The sequence below is a fragment of the Nicoliella sp. ESL1113 genome (assembly GCF_058509245.1).
Genome location: NZ_CP196387.1, coordinates 1,199,632 through 1,217,781, shown reverse-complemented (window position 1 = coordinate 1,217,781; position 18,150 = coordinate 1,199,632). Strand labels below are relative to the sequence as shown.

General features: G+C 37.2%; 20 protein-coding genes. 8 read left to right on the top strand and 12 right to left on the bottom strand.

Annotated features, from left to right (window positions below; all coding sequences use genetic code 11):
• Positions 1 to 53 precede the first annotated feature (53 nt).
• The 3 genes from ACSYTJ_RS05335 to ACSYTJ_RS05325 all read left to right on the top strand — a co-directional run bounded on the left by ACSYTJ_RS05335 (position 54) and on the right by ACSYTJ_RS05325 (position 5,399).
• A complete protein-coding gene (locus tag ACSYTJ_RS05335; RefSeq protein WP_491719679.1) occupies positions 54 to 3,167 on the top strand; it encodes a type I restriction endonuclease subunit R in 3,114 nt (1,037 codons plus the stop codon).
• An 11-nt stretch (positions 3,168 to 3,178) separates the two neighbouring features.
• Entirely contained in the window at positions 3,179 to 4,792 is a 1,614-nt protein-coding gene (locus ACSYTJ_RS05330; RefSeq protein ID WP_491719678.1) for a type I restriction-modification system subunit M, read from the top strand.
• 73 nt (positions 4,793 to 4,865) lie between these two features.
• Complete coding sequence (locus ACSYTJ_RS05325; RefSeq protein WP_491719677.1) at positions 4,866 to 5,399, top strand: restriction endonuclease subunit S; 534 nt, start codon at positions 4,866 to 4,868, stop codon at positions 5,397 to 5,399.
• A gap of 89 nt (positions 5,400 to 5,488) precedes the next feature.
• Here ACSYTJ_RS05325 and ACSYTJ_RS05320 read toward each other — a convergent pair whose 3' ends face one another.
• The 11 genes from ACSYTJ_RS05320 to ACSYTJ_RS05270 all read right to left on the bottom strand — a co-directional run bounded on the left by ACSYTJ_RS05320 (position 5,489) and on the right by ACSYTJ_RS05270 (position 11,706).
• Positions 5,489 to 5,992: a hypothetical protein gene (locus ACSYTJ_RS05320; RefSeq protein WP_491719676.1), complete on the bottom strand. Its 504-nt coding sequence runs from the start codon at positions 5,990 to 5,992 to the stop codon at positions 5,489 to 5,491.
• 6 nt (positions 5,993 to 5,998) lie between these two features.
• Entirely contained in the window at positions 5,999 to 6,508 is a 510-nt protein-coding gene (locus tag ACSYTJ_RS05315) for a hypothetical protein (protein WP_491716564.1), read from the bottom strand.
• Between the two features lie 31 nt (positions 6,509 to 6,539).
• A complete protein-coding gene (locus tag ACSYTJ_RS05310; protein WP_491716563.1) occupies positions 6,540 to 7,043 on the bottom strand; it encodes a hypothetical protein in 504 nt (167 codons plus the stop codon).
• Positions 7,044 to 7,057: 14 nt separating this feature from the next.
• Positions 7,058 to 7,555, bottom strand: a complete 498-nt coding sequence (locus ACSYTJ_RS05305; RefSeq protein WP_491719675.1) for a hypothetical protein — start codon at positions 7,553 to 7,555, stop codon at positions 7,058 to 7,060.
• 43 nt (positions 7,556 to 7,598) lie between these two features.
• A complete protein-coding gene (locus ACSYTJ_RS05300; protein ID WP_491719674.1) occupies positions 7,599 to 8,105 on the bottom strand; it encodes a hypothetical protein in 507 nt (168 codons plus the stop codon).
• Positions 8,106 to 8,125: 20 nt separating this feature from the next.
• Positions 8,126 to 8,596: a hypothetical protein gene (locus ACSYTJ_RS05295; RefSeq protein ID WP_491719673.1), complete on the bottom strand. Its 471-nt coding sequence runs from the start codon at positions 8,594 to 8,596 to the stop codon at positions 8,126 to 8,128.
• A 285-nt stretch (positions 8,597 to 8,881) separates the two neighbouring features.
• Positions 8,882 to 9,133 (bottom strand): hypothetical protein, encoded by a 252-nt coding sequence (locus ACSYTJ_RS05290; RefSeq protein ID WP_491719672.1) that lies wholly within the window; start codon positions 9,131 to 9,133, stop codon positions 8,882 to 8,884.
• Between the two features lie 176 nt (positions 9,134 to 9,309).
• Positions 9,310 to 9,732, bottom strand: a complete 423-nt coding sequence (locus ACSYTJ_RS05285; RefSeq protein WP_491719671.1) for a hypothetical protein — start codon at positions 9,730 to 9,732, stop codon at positions 9,310 to 9,312.
• Positions 9,733 to 9,758: 26 nt separating this feature from the next.
• Entirely contained in the window at positions 9,759 to 10,103 is a 345-nt protein-coding gene (locus ACSYTJ_RS05280; protein ID WP_491719670.1) for a hypothetical protein, read from the bottom strand.
• A gap of 87 nt (positions 10,104 to 10,190) precedes the next feature.
• Complete coding sequence (locus tag ACSYTJ_RS05275) at positions 10,191 to 11,147, bottom strand: NAD(P)H-quinone oxidoreductase (protein WP_491719669.1); 957 nt, start codon at positions 11,145 to 11,147, stop codon at positions 10,191 to 10,193.
• 85 nt (positions 11,148 to 11,232) lie between these two features.
• Complete coding sequence (locus ACSYTJ_RS05270; protein ID WP_491716555.1) at positions 11,233 to 11,706, bottom strand: MarR family winged helix-turn-helix transcriptional regulator; 474 nt, start codon at positions 11,704 to 11,706, stop codon at positions 11,233 to 11,235.
• 114 nt (positions 11,707 to 11,820) lie between these two features.
• Between ACSYTJ_RS05270 and ACSYTJ_RS05265 the strand changes: the two genes are divergently transcribed.
• Complete coding sequence (locus ACSYTJ_RS05265) at positions 11,821 to 12,417, top strand: NADPH-dependent FMN reductase (RefSeq protein WP_491719668.1); 597 nt, start codon at positions 11,821 to 11,823, stop codon at positions 12,415 to 12,417.
• A 2-nt stretch (positions 12,418 to 12,419) separates the two neighbouring features.
• On the opposite strand, the gene ACSYTJ_RS05260 is transcribed toward ACSYTJ_RS05265, so the two are convergent.
• Positions 12,420 to 13,334 (bottom strand): DMT family transporter, encoded by a 915-nt coding sequence (locus ACSYTJ_RS05260; protein ID WP_491719667.1) that lies wholly within the window; start codon positions 13,332 to 13,334, stop codon positions 12,420 to 12,422.
• Between the two features lie 168 nt (positions 13,335 to 13,502).
• On the opposite strand from ACSYTJ_RS05260, the gene eno reads away from it, so the two are divergent.
• From eno to ACSYTJ_RS05240, 4 genes are all read left to right on the top strand, one after another.
• Positions 13,503 to 14,789 carry a phosphopyruvate hydratase gene (gene eno, locus ACSYTJ_RS05255; RefSeq protein WP_491717307.1) on the top strand — a complete coding sequence of 429 codons (1,287 nt, stop codon included), beginning with the start codon at positions 13,503 to 13,505 and terminating at the stop codon, positions 14,787 to 14,789.
• A 129-nt stretch (positions 14,790 to 14,918) separates the two neighbouring features.
• Positions 14,919 to 16,211, top strand: a complete 1,293-nt coding sequence (locus tag ACSYTJ_RS05250; RefSeq protein WP_491719666.1) for an MFS transporter — start codon at positions 14,919 to 14,921, stop codon at positions 16,209 to 16,211.
• A gap of 40 nt (positions 16,212 to 16,251) precedes the next feature.
• Positions 16,252 to 16,542, top strand: coding sequence for a hypothetical protein (locus ACSYTJ_RS05245; protein ID WP_491716551.1), 291 nt, complete (start codon positions 16,252 to 16,254; stop codon positions 16,540 to 16,542).
• A 306-nt stretch (positions 16,543 to 16,848) separates the two neighbouring features.
• Positions 16,849 to 18,141 carry an ABC transporter substrate-binding protein gene (locus ACSYTJ_RS05240; RefSeq protein WP_491716550.1) on the top strand — a complete coding sequence of 431 codons (1,293 nt, stop codon included), beginning with the start codon at positions 16,849 to 16,851 and terminating at the stop codon, positions 18,139 to 18,141.
• Positions 18,142 to 18,150 lie beyond the last annotated feature (9 nt).

The following is an 18,150-nucleotide window of genomic DNA, read 5'->3' as shown; positions in this document are numbered from 1 at the left end:
AATCAATGATAAAATAAATATATTAATAATTTTACATAAAACAGGAGAAGCACATGGCTGTAGAAAAAGACGAATTGCAATTTGAACAAAAAATATATGATTACTTGGCCAACCTAGGTGGGACTAAGCAATGGCAACAAGTTGATTCAATTAAAACTACTGATGATCTTTGGGCAAACTTCCGTAAGATTGTTTACCAATTGAATCAGGATAAGCTCATGCAGCCTTTGAGTGATGCAGAATTTAACCAAGTTAAAGCAGAGTTGATCAGCCAGACTAAGACACCTTATTATGCTGGGGTATTTTTATATGGTGTTGGCGGAAAGTCGCAGGTGGAAATTGACCGAGACGATGGCAAGCATGTTTATTTAACGCTGTTTGATCAAGATGAAATTGGTGCCGGAAACACGGTGTACCAAATTGTGCGCCAGGTGCAAAGAAAGAACGTCATTAGCGGAAAACGAGATCGTCGTTTTGATACGACGCTGTTGATTAACGGTCTGCCGATTATTCAGATTGAGGAGAAGGCGGATGGGAGAAGTGCAAAAGAAGCGTTAAATCAAATGCATCAATATATTGATGAAAATCAATATTCTGACATTTTTTCAACGGTACAAATTTTAATTGCCATGACCCCGCATGATGTTCGTTACATGGCAAACACCACTTCCGAAGACTTTAATACTGACTTTGCATTTCGGTGGAAACAAAATGGTGGTAATCAATTACCAATTCAAGACTGGAAGGAATTTGCTGATCAATTCCTATCGATTCCAATGGCCCATCGAATGGCAACCAACTACATGATTTTAGATAATACACCTAATCGCCAATCGATTAAGGTAATGCGTTATTATCAAGTTTATGCTACTCAAACCATTATTCAGGAATTGAAAAAGCATGATTTTAGTGATCAAAATAATGATAATAAAAAAGTTGGGTATATTTGGCATACTACTGGTTCTGGTAAAACGATTAGTTCTTTTAAGGCCGCTTTTTTGGCATCTCGACTTCCTAATGTTGATAAGGTAGTGTTCTTGGTTGATAGAATCGCACTAACGAATCAAACTGCTGAAGAGTATAAAGCATACGATCCGAATGCGAACGCAGATAATAAGGGTGGTATCGTGTCTGATACTGCCAATGTTTATGATTTGAAACGCAAGCTTAAGTCTAAAAATAAGACTGACATTGTGGTTACTTCTACCCAGAAAATGTATCGATTGGTCAGCAGGGATGATTTTACTTCTGATGATAAAAGAACCGTTTTTATTGTTGATGAAGCCCACCGTTCAGCCAGTGGTGATATGCTAAATGAAATCAGGGAGGCGTTTAAAAAGTCTGCTTGGATTGGTTATACGGGAACTCCTAACTTTGACCCTAAGAATGGCCCCACGACTCAACAGGTGTTTGGGGAACCGCTCCATCGCTACGTAATTAGCGATGCCATTGCCGACAAGAATGTATTAGGCTTTAAGGTCGATTTTCAAACTACGCTGCCTTACGATGAGCTTAAGGAAAAATATCTACCAAAATATTTCCACGATAAGTATCCTGAATGGTCCAATACCGATATTCATCATCGAATTAATTCATTAACCGATGAGGATATGGATGATGCGCTTGGCAGTAGTGTTTACGATATGCAACCGGCCCACATTACCGAAGTGGTTAGTGACATTTTGAAGTATTGGGATAGCCGTTCTGTCAACGGTCGCTACAACGCAATGTTTACAACCAACATGGGTGGAAGAGTGGCTTCTTCGCCAATGGCCATTGCCTATTATAATGAATTTAAAAAGCAAATGGCGGCAACTGGTAAACACCTAAAGATTGCGGTTACCTTTAGCCAAAACACTTCTAATGATGATAACCAACTGGAAAATAATCGTGGATTATCAATGCTGATGGATGAATATAACCAAGAATTTAACACTAAGTTTGATAGTAAGACTGTTAGCGAGTACTTTGAAGACGTATGTAGTCGACTGAACCGTACTGCTAACGATAAAAATTACTTGGACTTAGTGATTGTGATTAATCAACTATTAACCGGATTTGATGCGCCATATTTAAACACGCTCTATGTTGATCGGACGCTAAAGGGTGCTAACTTGATTCAAGCGTACTCTAGAACCAATCGAATCCAAAACATGCTTCATAAGCCATATGGACATATCGTTAATTATCGGTGGCCATTTAATAGCGAGAAATTGATGCGTCAAGCATTAGCAGTCTACTCTAATCCGGATTCAGCTGACTCAAATGGTGTTATTTTGCCTGATGATGACACTGTATTAGCCAAAAAATACAATGATGTTAAAGAAGAATTAAGGCAAACGGTAGCTGAGTTAGCTAACCTAACTGATCATTTTAGAGCAGCGCCGAAGAGTGAAGATAAGCAGAATGAAACTTATAATCAACTAAATAAGTACAACCGAATCTTATCAAAACTCAAGCAATACGATGAGTTCGTTGATGAGGGTGGCGAACAGGTTCTCAAATCTGTTGGGATGACACCAGATGATGAAGCCCGATTAACTGGGGCAATTGCATATGATGTTAAAAAAGATATTGCTGAACGGGAACACCTTGATCCAATCGAACTCGAAATGAAAATGGAACACGTCAAAGAAGTTACTGTTAATTACGATTACCTTCACCAGTTAATTGCTGAATATGCTAATCACGTTCATAATCAAGATGTGAGCGATGCGGAATTAGATAAGTTAAGGAACGAAATTTTAAAGATGCTCGATTCACTTGATCAAACCGATCAAAAGTACTCACGGCAGGTCCGTACTTTGATGGATAAGGACTTTAGAACTGAAGTTAAGTATCCATTGCAACCAGACCAAATTGAGGAATTAATTAAAAGTAGCGGCCAGAGTTGGTCACAAACTGAAATCAAAAACTTTATTAACCAATGGGGGCTGGAAAACGCGGATGTGCAGAAGTTAATTGAAGATTTAATTAGCCAGCACCACGTTGAAAAGGATGATTTGCAACATTCTGATAAGCTGGAAACGGTGATCAACCGTGGTAAATCCGCATATAAGCAGGATGCTAATGATGAAGCCGTCAGAAAGTTAAGCAAAATCAGGTATTATAATAAGATGAAAGAGGCATTTAAAAAACTCGCCGATAGAATTAAAAAACAAATTTAGGAGTGTTAATAATGGCAGAAAACAAGGCACAAGACATTACTGGTCAATTATGGAATATGGCTAACGAATTACGTGGAAACATGGATGCGGTCGATTTTCAAACTTATATTTTAGGATTCATGTTCTACCGATACCTATCAGAACACCAAGAATTATTCTTGAAGTCCCAAGACTTCTTTGAAGTTAAACCAGGCCAAGATATTAATGATGCCTACGCTGAAGCAGCTAAGGAAGATGGCGTAGAGGACTATCTAGAAGCAATTGCGGAACGTGATGGTTACGCAATTCGGCCGGAAGACACGTGGGAAAGTATCGTCAATAAGGTGGAAAACGGGACCGTTGTTCCTGAAGACTACCAAAACATGTTTGATCACTTTAATGAAAATGCTTCTTTGAACCACGGTGCTGAAAAGGATTTCCGAGGTGTGTTTGCGGATATTAACCTTGGTAACAGTCGATTGGGAAGCAACACGAACGATCGGGCCAAGGCATTGAGTAAGATCGTCAACTTGGTTGATAAATTTAACTATAATGATGAAGATGGTCATGATATCTTAGGGGATGTCTACGAATATCTAATTGCTCAATTTGCTTCTAACTCTGGGAAGAAGGCTGGGGAATTCTACACTCCCCATGAAGTTTCTGAAGTACTGGCTAAGTTGGTTACAATTGGGTTACCAGATAACGATGAACCATTTGATGTATTGGATCCAGCAATGGGTTCTGGTTCATTACTACTAACGGTTCAAGGCGAAGTGCCAAACGGCCAAAAGAAGGGGAAGGTTCGTTTCCATGGTCAAGAGCTGAATACCACGACCTACAACTTGGCGCGGATGAACCTAATGATGCATGGAATTGGTTATCAAAACATGCAGTTACGAAACGGTGATACTCTCGAGGGCGATTGGCCTGACGGAATCGATGAAAACGGGATCGAACACCCCCGTTTCGTTGATGCAGTGGTTGAAAACCCTCCATACTCCGCCCACTGGGACAACAATGAGGGAAAATTAAAGGATCCGCGTTTCAAGGAATATGGTGCATTGCCACCAAAGAGTAAGGCTGATTATGCATTCTTGCTCCATGGTTTGTATCATTTGAAACCAACTGGTTCTATGGCCATCGTCCTACCACACGGGGTGCTATTCCGAGGCGCAAAGGAAGGCAAAATTCGGGAAGGACTCCTAAATAAGAATCAAATTGATGCAGTAATTGGGTTACCTGAAAAGTTATTCTATTCTACATCAATCCCAACTGTGGTAATTGTTTTGAAAAAGCAACGGGATAACCGTGACGTGCTATTTATTGATGCTAGCAAGGATTTTGAAAAGGGCAAGAATCAAAATATTTTACGGCCAGAAGACCTGGATAAGATTGTTGAAACTTACAGGAATCGTAAGGACGTTGATAAGTATGCCCACGTTGCAACGCCCCAAGAAATTGAAGAAAATGACTTTAACCTAAACATTCCACGATATGTAGATACTTTTGAACCAGAACCTGAAATTGATATTGAGGCTGAGGAACAAAAGATTGCTGAAATTGATGCTGAATACCAAAAGGTAGAAGCGGAATTTAATAAGATGAAGGCTGACTTAGTTTGGACGGATCAACAGGATAAGTAAAACTAACCAGTAAAGGCGTGCTCTCATATTTTGAGGGTACGCCTTTTTTAGATAAACATGTTTTGAAGAAACCGTGCCATCAATTAGCCTATTTAATAGGAACTACCATTTATATGACTTATTAATAAAAAATGGTTGTAAGAATATTCATTTAAAATATGACCATGTGGAAAGCATTTCAAATAAACACGGCTTTATAAACCAAATGGATCAATTCAATAACTATTCAGTTGCAAGTAAAGACCTATCTAATTACTATGTTATAAAAAGGGGTTACTTTGCTTACAATCCTTCCAGAATAAATGTTGGATCAATAGCGTATAAAGATGATGGAGATACTTCAGTTGTTTCATCTTTATATGTTTCTTTTAAAACGAATGATAAATTAGATTCAGAGTACTTTTTAAATTGGTTTAAAACAGATTCCTTTAATATACAAAGGAAAAGATTATCTGAAGGTGGAGTCAGAGATACTCTTTCGTTTAATCAATTATCAAAGATGATTATTAGTATTCCAAACTTAGATGAACAAAAGCAGATTAGTAAAGTATTTGAAAATCTTGACCACCAAATCGAACTCCAACAATCCAAACTCGATCACCTATAATAGCTTAAAAAAGGCTATCTTCAAAATATGTTTATATAATTAAAAAATGGAACCCGCCTTCAAAAGGTGAGTTCCATTTTAATTATTTTTTATCCCTGCAACTTCGTCCCAATCGTCAATATAATCTCCCGCGCCCCTAATAAATCATTGATTCCATAGACGATCGAATTTAAATTATTATTCACTTTGAGGTTTAACGTATTGGTCACTTCATTAAAGTAGAATCTATCGTCTAATGCATTTGGCAAGGAGGCTTTAAACTCAGTCATGTTAAACATGTTTTGTTGATATTCAACTAACGAATTTAAAAAGCGAACTGTGGATGAAGCATCACTATGGTAATCAACTTCTGAAACAAAAAATTGACGATTTAAAAGATACAGCACAATTTCAACATTAGTATACTTATTTTTTCGATCATCATTAAAAAACGGGGTAAGCCGCTGACTAAATTGATATATGACCGTTTGCATCTGTGTATTGTTATCGACATTCATTGGAAAAATCCCACAACCTTGGTACTCATAACCAGGAATTGTGCAATTTTGCAATTTTTTATTAATAAAATCATATTGCTCATTATCTATAAACAATCTAGCTCACTTCCTTTTTAACGCTGATGCCATTAAAGCAGTACGAAGCCCAAGAATGATGTTAATACCATCAACTAAACTAGAATTATCGATTAATTGGGCCTGGGTAATTAAATCGCCATTATTATTAACCATATATTTATTACTAATGGGCGCGATGGCATCACACATTTCGCGAAATGCATTGATATCAATTGTTTTATTTAGCATCTTACAGATGGTTTGGTATGTACTATCAAACTGATAGCGGTTGGAACTAGTATTCATAAATGTAACATAATTGGGATTAATTTGGGCTAAAAAAATACCTAAATGATGATAATGATTTTTCCGAGCATCAAATGGATATGTTTTTTGTTCGAGTTCGATTAAATATCCTGGAATTTTATTTCCATTATATTCACACTCAGTCTCTGAACAGATTGTGTATTCATATCCTGGAATAATATTTTCCTTGATCTCATCAAGGGCGTTAATAATATCTTGATCATTAAATTTCGTTATATTCACATCCATTCTGTAAAATTTGATTCTGGAATCAGTGGCACTAGTGGCTTAGAATGCCAAAGGTTAACATGGCATTACGAGCTCCTAAAAGGACATTAATGTTTAAAATAATTTCTGGGAGACTGACGTTTGAAGGAACGAATAGTGTATTTTGCAGCCGATTAAAACCAATTCGATTGTCAACGACATTCGGAATTAAGTTATCAAAATATTCATGATTAACTGGGTTATCGATATATTCTGGTAATGAATTTAAAAGGTTGAAGGCTGTAAGTGAATCGTTAAAATATGAACCTTCGTAAATAAAAGCACCATTATTTGGGGAAACAAAAATGATAAGTTCCGCATTCACAAAGTAATTTTGGCGTTCATCATTAAAGAATGGAAACAATGGTTGTTTTAATTCAATCGCAATGGCAGGAGTCTTTTGATCTTCCACATTTAAATCGATGGTTTTTAAATCCTGGTATGTGTAACCAGCAATTAAATCATTTTCGGCAAAGCTGCGTATTTCACTAATCACTTGGTCGTTAAAAAAGTCCATAATTAAGAACCTCCTTATTCAAATATCGAAGTAATCAAATTACTTCTTAGACTTAAAAGAATGTTAATTCCACTGACTACTTTGATCGGATTGATTTCATCTGCCATCGTCGTTAGACAGCCATGTTGATCAATGAAATATTTATAACTATCCATGGGTTCAATTTGGTTACATAGTTGATTAAACTGATCGGCGCTGATTTGATTGCCTAAAAGATTACAAATCAAACTATATGCATTATTTAATCCGTATTCAGCAGGACTAGGGGTGGCCTCATTGATGATAACAGCATTGGAAGTACTGTCGTTAGTAAGAATAATGCCTAGCATCACATTCCCATCATTTATTTCATTGAATTGATTCATTTTTTGTTCAATGAGCATAAAGTATTCAACGGCATCTTCCCCTAATTCAGCATTTCGGACTAAACAATCTGAAAATTGATACCCAGGTAGGATAAACTTTTCTAAACATTCAATTATTGGGTCAACGCTTGAGTTATTTAATTTCATTTTGTGCACCTCTTAGAGTAATAAATATTGTTTTTACGCAAACTTACTGTTGGGTCAACTTTGTGCCCATCGTTAAAATAATGGCTCTAGCGCCTAATAATGCATTAATTCCATAAATAAATGATTTTAGATACTTATCTGATTGTAAATTGAACGTTTCTGATCTTTCGTTGAAGAAGAAACGATCGTCTAAAATAGATGGGATTGAAGCCATTAATCCCGGTAATTGAATGGGGTTATTTTGGAATTCAGGGAGGGACTGTAGAAATTGTAAGCAAGTGATCGCTCCTGGTTGAACTGCAATTTCCGAAATTGCATATTGGCCGCCCAGTGGATATAGGGCAATGTCTGCACTAATGGAATCGTTTTTACGATCATCTTTAAAATAGGGCGTCAATGATTGGGAAAAGTGAAAGATCAACGTTTCGACAGTTTGATTCTCATCAGCTTTTAGTTTGACTTGTTCACATCCCCTATATGTATATCCCATGATGGTATCTACATCTAATCGCTGGTTAATAAAATTTAGTTGTTCTGGATTAACAAACATGAATTAGGAGTCCCTTCTTTCTAGATTACAGCGGTAATCAATAGTGTTCTTAAGCTAAGCAATCGATTAATGTTATCAACTAGCATAACGCTATCTTCAAATGGAACGGTGATACTTAATCCGCCGTTATCATCAATTTGATATTTATTACTATCAATTGGGACGGTTCTTTCACAAAGCGCTTTAAACTCATCAAATGACATGGGTTTAACATTACCTGAAATAAAATCATAGGTGTTTTCAACGTCTGGCTTGATGGAGTTGGAATCAGTGATGGTTACTAAACTTGAACGCTTATGGGATAAAAAAATATTAGTTTTAACGTAGTTATCTGCTTTGGCATCGAATGGGAACGTACTTTGCTCTAATTCAATTATGTGTCCAGGTAATAAAGACGCACTTTTATTATCCTGAACGTATTGATAACCTGGTAAAAGATTGTTTTTGAGTTCGACAATGACTTTCTTTAAATTGTTATCGTTAAATTCCATTTAAATAACCTCAGTTCCCTTAATTTAATGTGAAAAGATAACTTAATTGTATTGATTCAGCAAAATAATGTCAATTTGCGAGAACTGTTGATGTTTATTTTATATAAATTAAAAAGTTTGGCAGTTAGATTTCGATCTAAGTCAAACTTTTGAATGGGGATTTATATATATAAAAGTGGCTGCAAAGGGGGGACAATGCAACCACTTTTTAGTGAAATGTATATCAATGAGGGAATAAAATCCTTATGAAGGATAATTATCTATCATTCTGAATGAAATAAATATTTATTTTGAGAAGTCAGATGCAGGGGTTTTGCTTTTTTCTGACTCGGAGGAACGTTTTTTATTCGAATAATTAGGATTTTCATTAGAATTAGTTGTCTTTTGAGATTTATGATTTTCAGTATAATTCTGTGAAGCTGCGTTAGCTTCATAAAATGACTGAGTAACAAATCCGCCAACGGTGGCAACTGAAGCAGTCATTACCATTACAGAAAATGCCTTCTTCAAATTCTTGAAAAAATTAATTTTTGTCATAATAAAACCTCCAATTCATTCAGAATTCGATAATTATGTAATTAGAATTTAATTACAATTAAATGATACCACACTTATGTAATTTTAATGTAAAAAAATGATTTAATTGTTGTAAAGTTATAAAAAAACAGCATTCAGTGAGCTATTTCATTCACTGAATGCTGTTAAATTAAATGTTATTTACGGTAGTAAGTAGCGGCGTCCCCAAACTTACCACTTCTGTTACCACTAAAGTAGATTTTATCTTTACTATAGATCTTAAATTGATACTGAGTGCTACCAACACCATTATTATGGTAAGTCCCCTTAACAGTGTATGAATTAGATCCTGTTTTTTTATAGCTCAATGCATCTACAGAATCAGGGTTAATCGGTGCAAAGCGATGGGTCGAATAAATACTGTTCTTCTTAATTACGGTGCGACCATTACTTGATTGATAGCCGTCCTTTTTAATTCGCGTCGTTTCCCAGGTTCCGTGTAATGCAGAAGGGGTGCCCTTATGCCACGTTGCAGCATTAGCAATGTAATTTGTTGATACTCCGACTGTAAATAGTGCAATAATAAAGATTAATCCCTTTAAAAATTTATTGTTTTTCATATTATCAGCTCCTATGTAATTTATTTTTACTTAAACCATTTGGTTTGTTTTTCGTCAAGAACAAAGTAGAACGTTTTACTTGTTGCTTTCCATTTATGTTTACCAGTAACAACGTAACCGCCTCCAGTACTCATGACCCAATCACTAACTGATAAATGAGTGCCCCTTTTAATTTTACCAGCATTGTGGAATTGATTGTCGGCCTCATCTTTACCAACTGTGACTCGATATACCTTGACCGTTTTGGTGGTTTTGACACTATGGGTGGCCGTATTAGCATAATCATAACCAGATGCACTTGCCACGTTATGGTATGTAAATAGCCCAAATGATACTGTCCCTAAAATGACAATCAAGGATTTCAATTTCATATAAATCCCTCCTTTCCCTAATAATAACTCATTATCAAATTAATAAAAGCCCATAATGCTCAAAAATTAGCACTATGGACTCTTAAATTATACTTTGATAACGATCTTACCAATATTCTTCTTATCTAACATGTATTCTTGGGCGGCTTTAGCGTCCTGTAAATCAAAGGCATCACTGACCAATGGCTTTATTTTACCACTTTCGAATAATTTACTGGTCTTATCAACAAAGTCGGTAATTAATTGCGCCTTGTATTCTGCTGATCGAGTGGAGAGGAGCGTTCCAGTGATGCTAACCCGTTTAATCATGATGTAGCGAAGGTTAACGTCATTAACGATACTACCGCTTAAATCACCAATCAAAACAATGTGACCATCAGTAGCAACTGCGTTCAAATTATGTTGAAAGTAATCTGCTCCGATAAAGTCGAGGATTAGGTCAACGCCCTTATGGTCAGTAATCTTATCTACTTCAGTTTCGAAATCTTGCGTTTGATAATCGATTGCGTAATCAGCACCGTTTTGCTTGCAGATGGCAGTCTTAGCAGTGCTGGAAGTCGTGATAACGGTTGCATTTTTCAGCGCTTTGGCTAATTGAATAGCAGCAGTACCAACGCCACTAGCACCTGCATGGATCAAGACGGTTTGATTAGCCTGTAAGTTACCGATCCAAAAGAGGGTTTGGTATGCGGTAATATAGCTTTCGGGCAAGCTAGCTCCCTGCGAGTAACTGAAGTCATCTGGAATGGGGATAATTCGGTTGGCAGAGACTGAAACAAATTCTGCATATCCGCCTTCATCAACTAGTGCAGCGACTCGTTGGCCCACCTTAATAGCTGAATTGGATTCAACAACTTCACCGGCAACTTCCAGGCCAAAAATGGTGTCATCATCCTTACGGTGGCCATTGGCCCATGCCAGGTCAACATGATTAACGCCAGTCGCATGTACCTTAATTAAAACATTGCCACTAGGTACAGCGGGCATTGGTACGTCAACGATGGGATTGGCCTGCTTTAAACTATGAATTGTTACTGCTTTCATGGTGTTAGCTCCCTTACTAAATATTATTTTACTTTTAAAATACATTAGCTTTTTAGGAGCTGATTGTCAAATGATTGGTATAAAACTAATTAAAGATGTCTATGTTCTTGATCTGGGTTAGGGTGGTAATGAATTGCTGGGCCTCTGCTTTTGATAATCTGTTCATAATATTGGCTAATTTATCATTGATGCGCTTTCTTAATTGGACCTGGACCTTGGCAATTTCCATTCCACTTGGGGTTAACTTCACTATAATATCCTTACTATTTTGGGGCGTTGAATAGCGAAGCAGGATCTGATGGTCACATAATTTTTTGATAGCTCTAGAAATAGTGGGTTGCGATAGGTGTAGGATTTCAGGCAGCTGTTTGGCATATGCGCTTTGCAACTTACCAACCGCTGCGATTACGTGCATGTCACGAGTAGTGAGATTATTAATTGCATCAGCGATATCTTTACTTGGTGCATGTTTTTTTAACCATTGTTTTTCATTATCGTCCTTTGAATCTTGCGCGAGCATTTGACTGATGATGCTCATTACTTGCTCTGATGAACTCATTTGTGACTCCTTTCTTTTTTATTCGCATGAATAAAAATTGCTTTTAAATTATTTAATGATATACTGAAAATGTATTCATGTGAATACAAATTTAAAATGGATGAAGGAATAATTATGAACAAAATTAATGTTATTTTAGGCAGTTCGCGTGAAACCGCCCTGGGTAAAAATCTAATTAACTATTTTAAAAATCATCAAACCGAATATGAAAAAGCAACTGGCGACCAATTTAGATTATTAGAGGTGGGGAGCTATCAATTACCATTCTTCTATGAAGCGTTACCACCGTTGAATAACCCAGCTCGTCATTTGAAAACGAACGAACAACGATGGTTAGACGACATGCAGGCTGCCGATGGATACATCTTCTTAACGCCTGAGTATAACCATTCGTTTCCCGCGGTGTTAAAAAATGCGATTGATTATTTGGCAGGTGAGATCAATAATAAACCGACAATGATCGTTTCTTATTCTAATAATGGTCGGGGCGGTCAGTTTGGGGGACTCGAATTGGGTCCCGTATTAACGAGGTTAGGGGCATTAGTGTTACCACCACAAGTATTAATCGGCAGTGTTCAAAATAACTTTGCAGCCGATGGATCCTTGTTATCCGATGCGCCATCTGGTGATTACTATGGAAAGAAATTGTTACAAACAGCAAGAAAGATTGCATTTTACACGGACTTATTGAAAGCCCATCCATTTAAGTAGGCTTAGAACAGTTTGATAATGATGACCCCCGCTAACATGATTATAATCCCCGCATATTGAATGATGGTAATATGCTTCTTGGTTGCTCCCATGATTCCGAATCGGTCAAAAATGACCCCACCAAATAAATTCCCTAACAGCGTCAGTATGACTGCGGTTCCAGCCCCGATAATTGGGCTGAGGTATGCATTGGCTAGGACGTAAAAAGCTCCGAGGGCTCCACCGATCCAGATCCACCAAGGATGACCAGTACCAAAAGCATTACCAACTTTTCGGTAGCCATGATCTGTAAATGCGGCAATGATGAATAGAATCACCGTTCCCACTAAAAATGAAATGAGTGCTGCATGGATTGAAGAACCAAGCACTATTCCCAAGTGTCCGTTGATCGGAGTTTGGGATGCTTGAAACATTCCAGCGATTAGTCCGATGAATTGCCAAACGTGTTTACCATGTTTAACATCGTTTTCCTCATCTTTTTTAATGACGATCATAAAAATACCACTTAGTAAAATGATGATTCCGATGAGGCGAATGATGGTGAATGGATGAACGGGGGCTTTGAATAGCCCGAAATTATCAATGATCATTCCCATCAATATTTGGCCTAAAATTGGCATGACCACCGTTTGGACCGCGCCTAAATAAGGAAAGATAATGATGTTGGCAGTCAATCCGATTACCCCGAGTGCTCCGCCTAGCCAGATCCAAGCAGGTTGGTTAACAAAGAGGTTCCCAGGGACCAGTAGTGATCCACCTAAGACTAGATTAGCGATCAATAGCGTGATCGTTCCAATTGTAAATGATGTCATTGATGCTAAAAAGGGGGAACCTTGCATGGTGTTTTTTAATTTGGTGTTAATTGATGTTTGAATAGGCAACACCAGTCCAGCGATGATTCCAATTAAAAATGTCAAAAATAAAATCTCCTTAATTTAGTATTACTTTTATTTTACTATTTTAGCTTTAAACTTACTTAATATTAGAGCCATTATTTTTGTGTTTTAAAATCGGCTGTTTTAATATAGTGATTGAATTGAATCTAAAGTTAAAAATAAAAAACGAGAGGATTTGGTGTTATGCATTTGAACGAAGTTTATATTGAAAGAGTTAAGGGACGGGAAGTTTTTGATTCTCGTGGTAATCCTACGGTTGAAGCCGACGTTATTTTAACTGACGGTACGTTGGGAAGAGCCGAAGTACCATCTGGAGCTTCAACTGGTGAAAACGAAGCGATTGAACTTCGTGATGGTGGCAAACGTTTAATGGGTAAGGGGGTTACCAAGGCTGTTGGTCATATTAACAACGAAATTAGTAACGCTCTTCATGGAGTTAGCCCATTTGATCAACGCCAAGTCGACCAAATCATGATCGAATTAGACGGGACGCCTAATAAGGCTAAGTTAGGGGCCAATGCAATCTTAGGAGTCTCAATGGCAACTGCTCGTGCTGCTGCTGAATACTTTAACGAACCATTGTATCGTTACCTTGGTGGGGTTGACATTGAATTACCACAGTCATTCCACAACGTTATTAACGGTGGTGAACATGCCGATAACGATATTGATGCACAAGAATTCATGATTACACCACTTAAAAAGACTTCTTTCCGTGATGGAATCAATAAAATCGCTGATGTTTATCACACCTTAAAGAAAGTCTTAGAAGCTGAAGGCTTTGAAACTGGTGTTGGTGATGAAGGTGGATTCGCACCAAACATGAAGCACACTGAAGAAGCCGTGGAAGCCCTTTACAAGGCAATCAAGCAAGCTGGTTACGTTCCAGGTGAAGACATCGGAATTGCGATGGACTTTGCAGCATCCTCTTTCTACGACAAAGATAGTGGTAACTATAACTTTGAAGGCAAGACTTATACGCCTGAACAATTCATTGACTACGTTAGTGATTTAGTTGATAAGTACCCCGCAATTATGTCAGTTGAAGATCCAATGGATGAAAATTCATGGGATGACTTTGTTACCGCTACTAAGCGTTTGGGTGACAGAGTTCAAATCGTTGATGATGACTTGATCGTTACGAACCCTAAGTTTATCCGTAAGGCAATTAAGCTGGGTGCGGGTAACACCCTCTTGATTAAATTGAACCAAATTGGAACGGTTTCTGAAACCCTAGAAGCAGTTCGATTAGCGCGGAAGAACAACTTTAGAACGATGATCAGTCACCGCTCTGGTGAAACTGGTGATACATTCGTTGCAGACTTTGCAGTTGCCGTTAATGGTGGCGAATTGAAGGCTGGAGCAATGGCTCGTTCAGAACGGGTTGAAAAATACAATGATATTTTAAGGATTGAAGAAGCAATGCATGATTTAACCCCCGTTGCTCACTATCCAAATGATGTTGATTTAGATTAACCTTCAAAATGATTATTAGGGCTCCTGAGTGTTTTGGCATTCAGGAGTTTTTTGATTCCAATTTAGTTGTCTTTTATTCTGTAAAATTTTAGAATAGTTATTAAACCCTTTATGAGGAGGTGTTTAATAATGGATAACCAAGGAGGACTAGCGTTAACTGATAAGGAATCTAACTTACAGATTTTAAAGGCGATTGCTAGTAATGGATTAGGGGCATTTAGTTTTGGGATTTTCGATTATGGAATCAGCTTTATGTTACTGCATGCCACTAACTCGCCACTGAGCTTTGGAATGGGATTGGTAGTGGCCCCCTTAATGAGTTTGATCTTTTTTATTCCAATTGGTAACTTTGTGGATAATCATGATCATAAACGAATCATCTTTTGGGGATTTTTATTACGCTTATTTGGGTTTGGGTTATTAGCAATTGCATTGCCACACTTTCACGGAATGGGATTATTGATTCCAGTAGGGTTATTCATCGCAATTGATTCGTTACTAGTTAACGTCAGAAACACTGCCTATTCAGCATCGATTAAGCAATTGGTGAACCGAAGTCAAATTGCTAAACTGAGTTCTTTGACCACTGCCTGTGCATCGGCTTCGCGGATTTTATCACCAGTGTTTGGGGTCCTTTTATATTCATTGATCAGTATTGAAGGATTGATAATCCTGGAAATGGTTGCAACTGTAATTGCACTTCTGATTATGATGTCACTTCATTTTTATGAGGCAGAACCCAGTGAAAAAACAGCACAGGGGGCTTCACAGCTGCAACAATTCACAGAAACGTTGCATTACATGAAGAAACGACCGTTTATTAGGGATACGATTATTTCAGAAATCGTAGTCAATTTCTTCTTTACCGCTGTTGTGACGGGGAGTCCATTCATCATTGTGAACGAATTGCATATGAGCAATCAAACCGTGGTGTTCGTTGAAATGGGTTATTCGATCGGCTATCTACTGGGGAGTCTATTGATGACGTTCACTAAAAACCAGCGTCATTTTGCCGAGAAGGTGATTGCAGCATTGATATTGAATGGACTGTCGTTACTAGGCCTAGGAACGTTATTTGCAATAAAGCCGAGCCCTTTGATGGTGGGCATTTTTGGATTATTATTAGCACTATTAATGGACTTTGCATTTGCCATCTTCGATCTTGCAATTGAGATTAGACTACAAAGTACCGTGCATACCCATATTTTAGGTCGGGTTAGTGCGACGCTTTATACCGCTAGTTTTGCAATCATGCCAGTGGGGACGTTGGTTTATACGCTGCTGTTCGATATTTTTAAGCATGGCAGTTACGTCTTGATCGTTAGTGGAATTTTATTAGTAATCTATGCAACCCTTAGCACGTCAATTTTTGTACGTGATATAAAACGAGATGACGAATTTCTCTTAAAACGTGTTAAATAATGATATGATATAAGTACTATTAAATAGGAGTTGAATTATTTTGAAAAGATTACAAATGCCATTTTTAATGTGTTTACGTAGGGGTAAGTTTAAGCCAGATGAAGTATTTACCGGAGTTGATGATTTAGAAGGGCTCACGATCGACCTATCTGGAATTAACAAAACCAACGAAGAGTTAATTAAGGATCCTAACGATGATGATGAATTAAGATTTTTAATTACTGCTGGTGATGATGAAATCAGTACCACTGAATTTTATATGAGCCAGGTTTTTGAAACTAAAATTAATTTTGAATGGGCTGACAAAAAGTTCGAAATTAGCTTTAAATAATAATGGGGGTGTCCAATTGGGGCACCCCTTTTATTATTGAGAGAGGACGGCTACAAAGGCTTTAAATTAAATGAATTAAAGGACAATCGGTTGAATTTAAAATAATATTTTCAAAAATATGATCCTAGCATCGTTGATTTAACGGGGCTAGGATCTTTTTTGCATATTTTATCTTCATATATATCTTTTATGATTCTAATTTATTTACAATATTAAATTATAATCTTTACAAACTTAATACATTAAATTTACTTTAAGTTTAATTTCATTTGATAATATTGTTATTGAAAGTGAGGAGATATAATTATGAGAGCTAATAAAGCTTTAAAATTTTTGGCAGGAGTTTTATCAGTTTTGACGTTAGGGGCTACGCTTGCTGCGTGTAGCTCAAGTAAATCATCAGATTCAGATAAGGTAACAAATATTACTTATTGGCATGTTAACGCCCAGACAATGGGTGGACAAACTGTTAACAAATTAGTTAAGGAATTTAACGATACACATAAGAACATTAAGGTGACCGCAAAGTATAATCCTAATATGTACCAAGGATTAATGCAAAACCTGCAATCTGCACAAGCATCTGGAACGGTTCCAGATATTGTACAAGTTGGATGGTCATATTCCAACTACTTCTCTAAGACATTTAAATATATGACACCAACCGATGCACAAAGCAAATTTGATTCAGGAAGTAACTTTATTAACAATAATTTCTCATCCAAGACTTTATCATTCGCAAAGAACAGTGATGGTAAATTAGTTGGATTACCTTATTCATTAAGTACTCCTATCCTATATGTGAACAATGACCTACTTAAAAAGTATGGCATTAAGTCCAGTAGCTTAAGTACTTGGGAAGGGGTTAGAACCGCTGCTAATAAGATTAAATCAGCAAGTAGTGGTAATACCTACGGGGTATACATTCAAGAACCTAGTGACACTTGGGCTCAACAAGCAATGATGTTAAGTAATGGTGCTAATATCCAAGAAAATGGAAAGGCAACATTTGCTAGTTCCCAAGGAATCAAGGCTATGCAATTCTACCAAGACATGGTTAATAAGGACAAATCTGCATTGCATACTCAATGGGATCAAGGAATTGATGACTTTATCACTGGTAAGGTTGCAATGATGTTCACGACCGTTGCCCAAGCTTCTCACATTAAGAGTGGTGCTAAGTTCGATGTAACTTCTCAAACTGCACCTACCTTCTCTGGTCACGAATTGAAGGTTCCAGTTGGTGGGTCAATGCTTGCAATTACTTCCCAAGATTCAGCTAAGCAAAAGGCTGCTTGGACATTTGAAAAGTTCCTTTACAAGAACTCATCACTTGTTGATTGGACTAAGGCAACTGGTTATTTACCACCAACTAAGGATGCCGCTAACTCAACTGAATTTAAGCAATACTTTACTAAGATGCCATTACTAAAGGCTGCTAACTCAGAATTGGGCAACGCTGTTCCTTGGACTTCATTCCCTAAGAATGGTTTACAAGCAGAACAAACATTGATCGATGCTAAAAGTAAGATTCTTGCAGGTAGCAATGTTTCTTCAGCACTAAAGGAAGCTCAAGATAAGATTAATTCTCAACAATAATAGTTTAAA

Excerpts from the sequence above, each read along its gene's own strand:
- ACSYTJ_RS05275 (WP_491719669.1), bottom strand. The coding sequence starts at position 11,147 with ATGAAAGCAGTAACAATTCATAGTTTAAAGCAGGCCAATCCCATCGTT.
- ACSYTJ_RS05270 (WP_491716555.1), bottom strand. The coding sequence starts at position 11,706 with ATGAGTTCATCAGAGCAAGTAATGAGCATCATCAGTCAAATGCTCGCG.
- ACSYTJ_RS05295 (WP_491719673.1), bottom strand. The coding sequence starts at position 8,596 with ATGGAATTTAACGATAACAATTTAAAGAAAGTCATTGTCGAACTCAAA.
- ACSYTJ_RS05265 (WP_491719668.1), top strand. The coding sequence starts at position 11,821 with ATGAACAAAATTAATGTTATTTTAGGCAGTTCGCGTGAAACCGCCCTG.
- ACSYTJ_RS05280 (WP_491719670.1), bottom strand. The coding sequence starts at position 10,103 with ATGAAATTGAAATCCTTGATTGTCATTTTAGGGACAGTATCATTTGGG.
- ACSYTJ_RS05305 (WP_491719675.1), bottom strand. The coding sequence starts at position 7,555 with ATGAAATTAAATAACTCAAGCGTTGACCCAATAATTGAATGTTTAGAA.
- ACSYTJ_RS05310 (WP_491716563.1), bottom strand. The coding sequence starts at position 7,043 with ATGGACTTTTTTAACGACCAAGTGATTAGTGAAATACGCAGCTTTGCC.
- ACSYTJ_RS05250 (WP_491719666.1), top strand. The coding sequence starts at position 14,919 with ATGGATAACCAAGGAGGACTAGCGTTAACTGATAAGGAATCTAACTTA.
- ACSYTJ_RS05330 (WP_491719678.1), top strand. The coding sequence starts at position 3,179 with ATGGCAGAAAACAAGGCACAAGACATTACTGGTCAATTATGGAATATG.
- ACSYTJ_RS05240 (WP_491716550.1), top strand. The coding sequence starts at position 16,849 with ATGAGAGCTAATAAAGCTTTAAAATTTTTGGCAGGAGTTTTATCAGTT.
- ACSYTJ_RS05290 (WP_491719672.1), bottom strand. The coding sequence starts at position 9,133 with ATGACAAAAATTAATTTTTTCAAGAATTTGAAGAAGGCATTTTCTGTA.
- ACSYTJ_RS05335 (WP_491719679.1), top strand. The coding sequence starts at position 54 with ATGGCTGTAGAAAAAGACGAATTGCAATTTGAACAAAAAATATATGAT.
- ACSYTJ_RS05300 (WP_491719674.1), bottom strand. The coding sequence starts at position 8,105 with ATGTTTGTTAATCCAGAACAACTAAATTTTATTAACCAGCGATTAGAT.
- ACSYTJ_RS05285 (WP_491719671.1), bottom strand. The coding sequence starts at position 9,732 with ATGAAAAACAATAAATTTTTAAAGGGATTAATCTTTATTATTGCACTA.
- ACSYTJ_RS05315 (WP_491716564.1), bottom strand. The coding sequence starts at position 6,508 with ATGGATGTGAATATAACGAAATTTAATGATCAAGATATTATTAACGCC.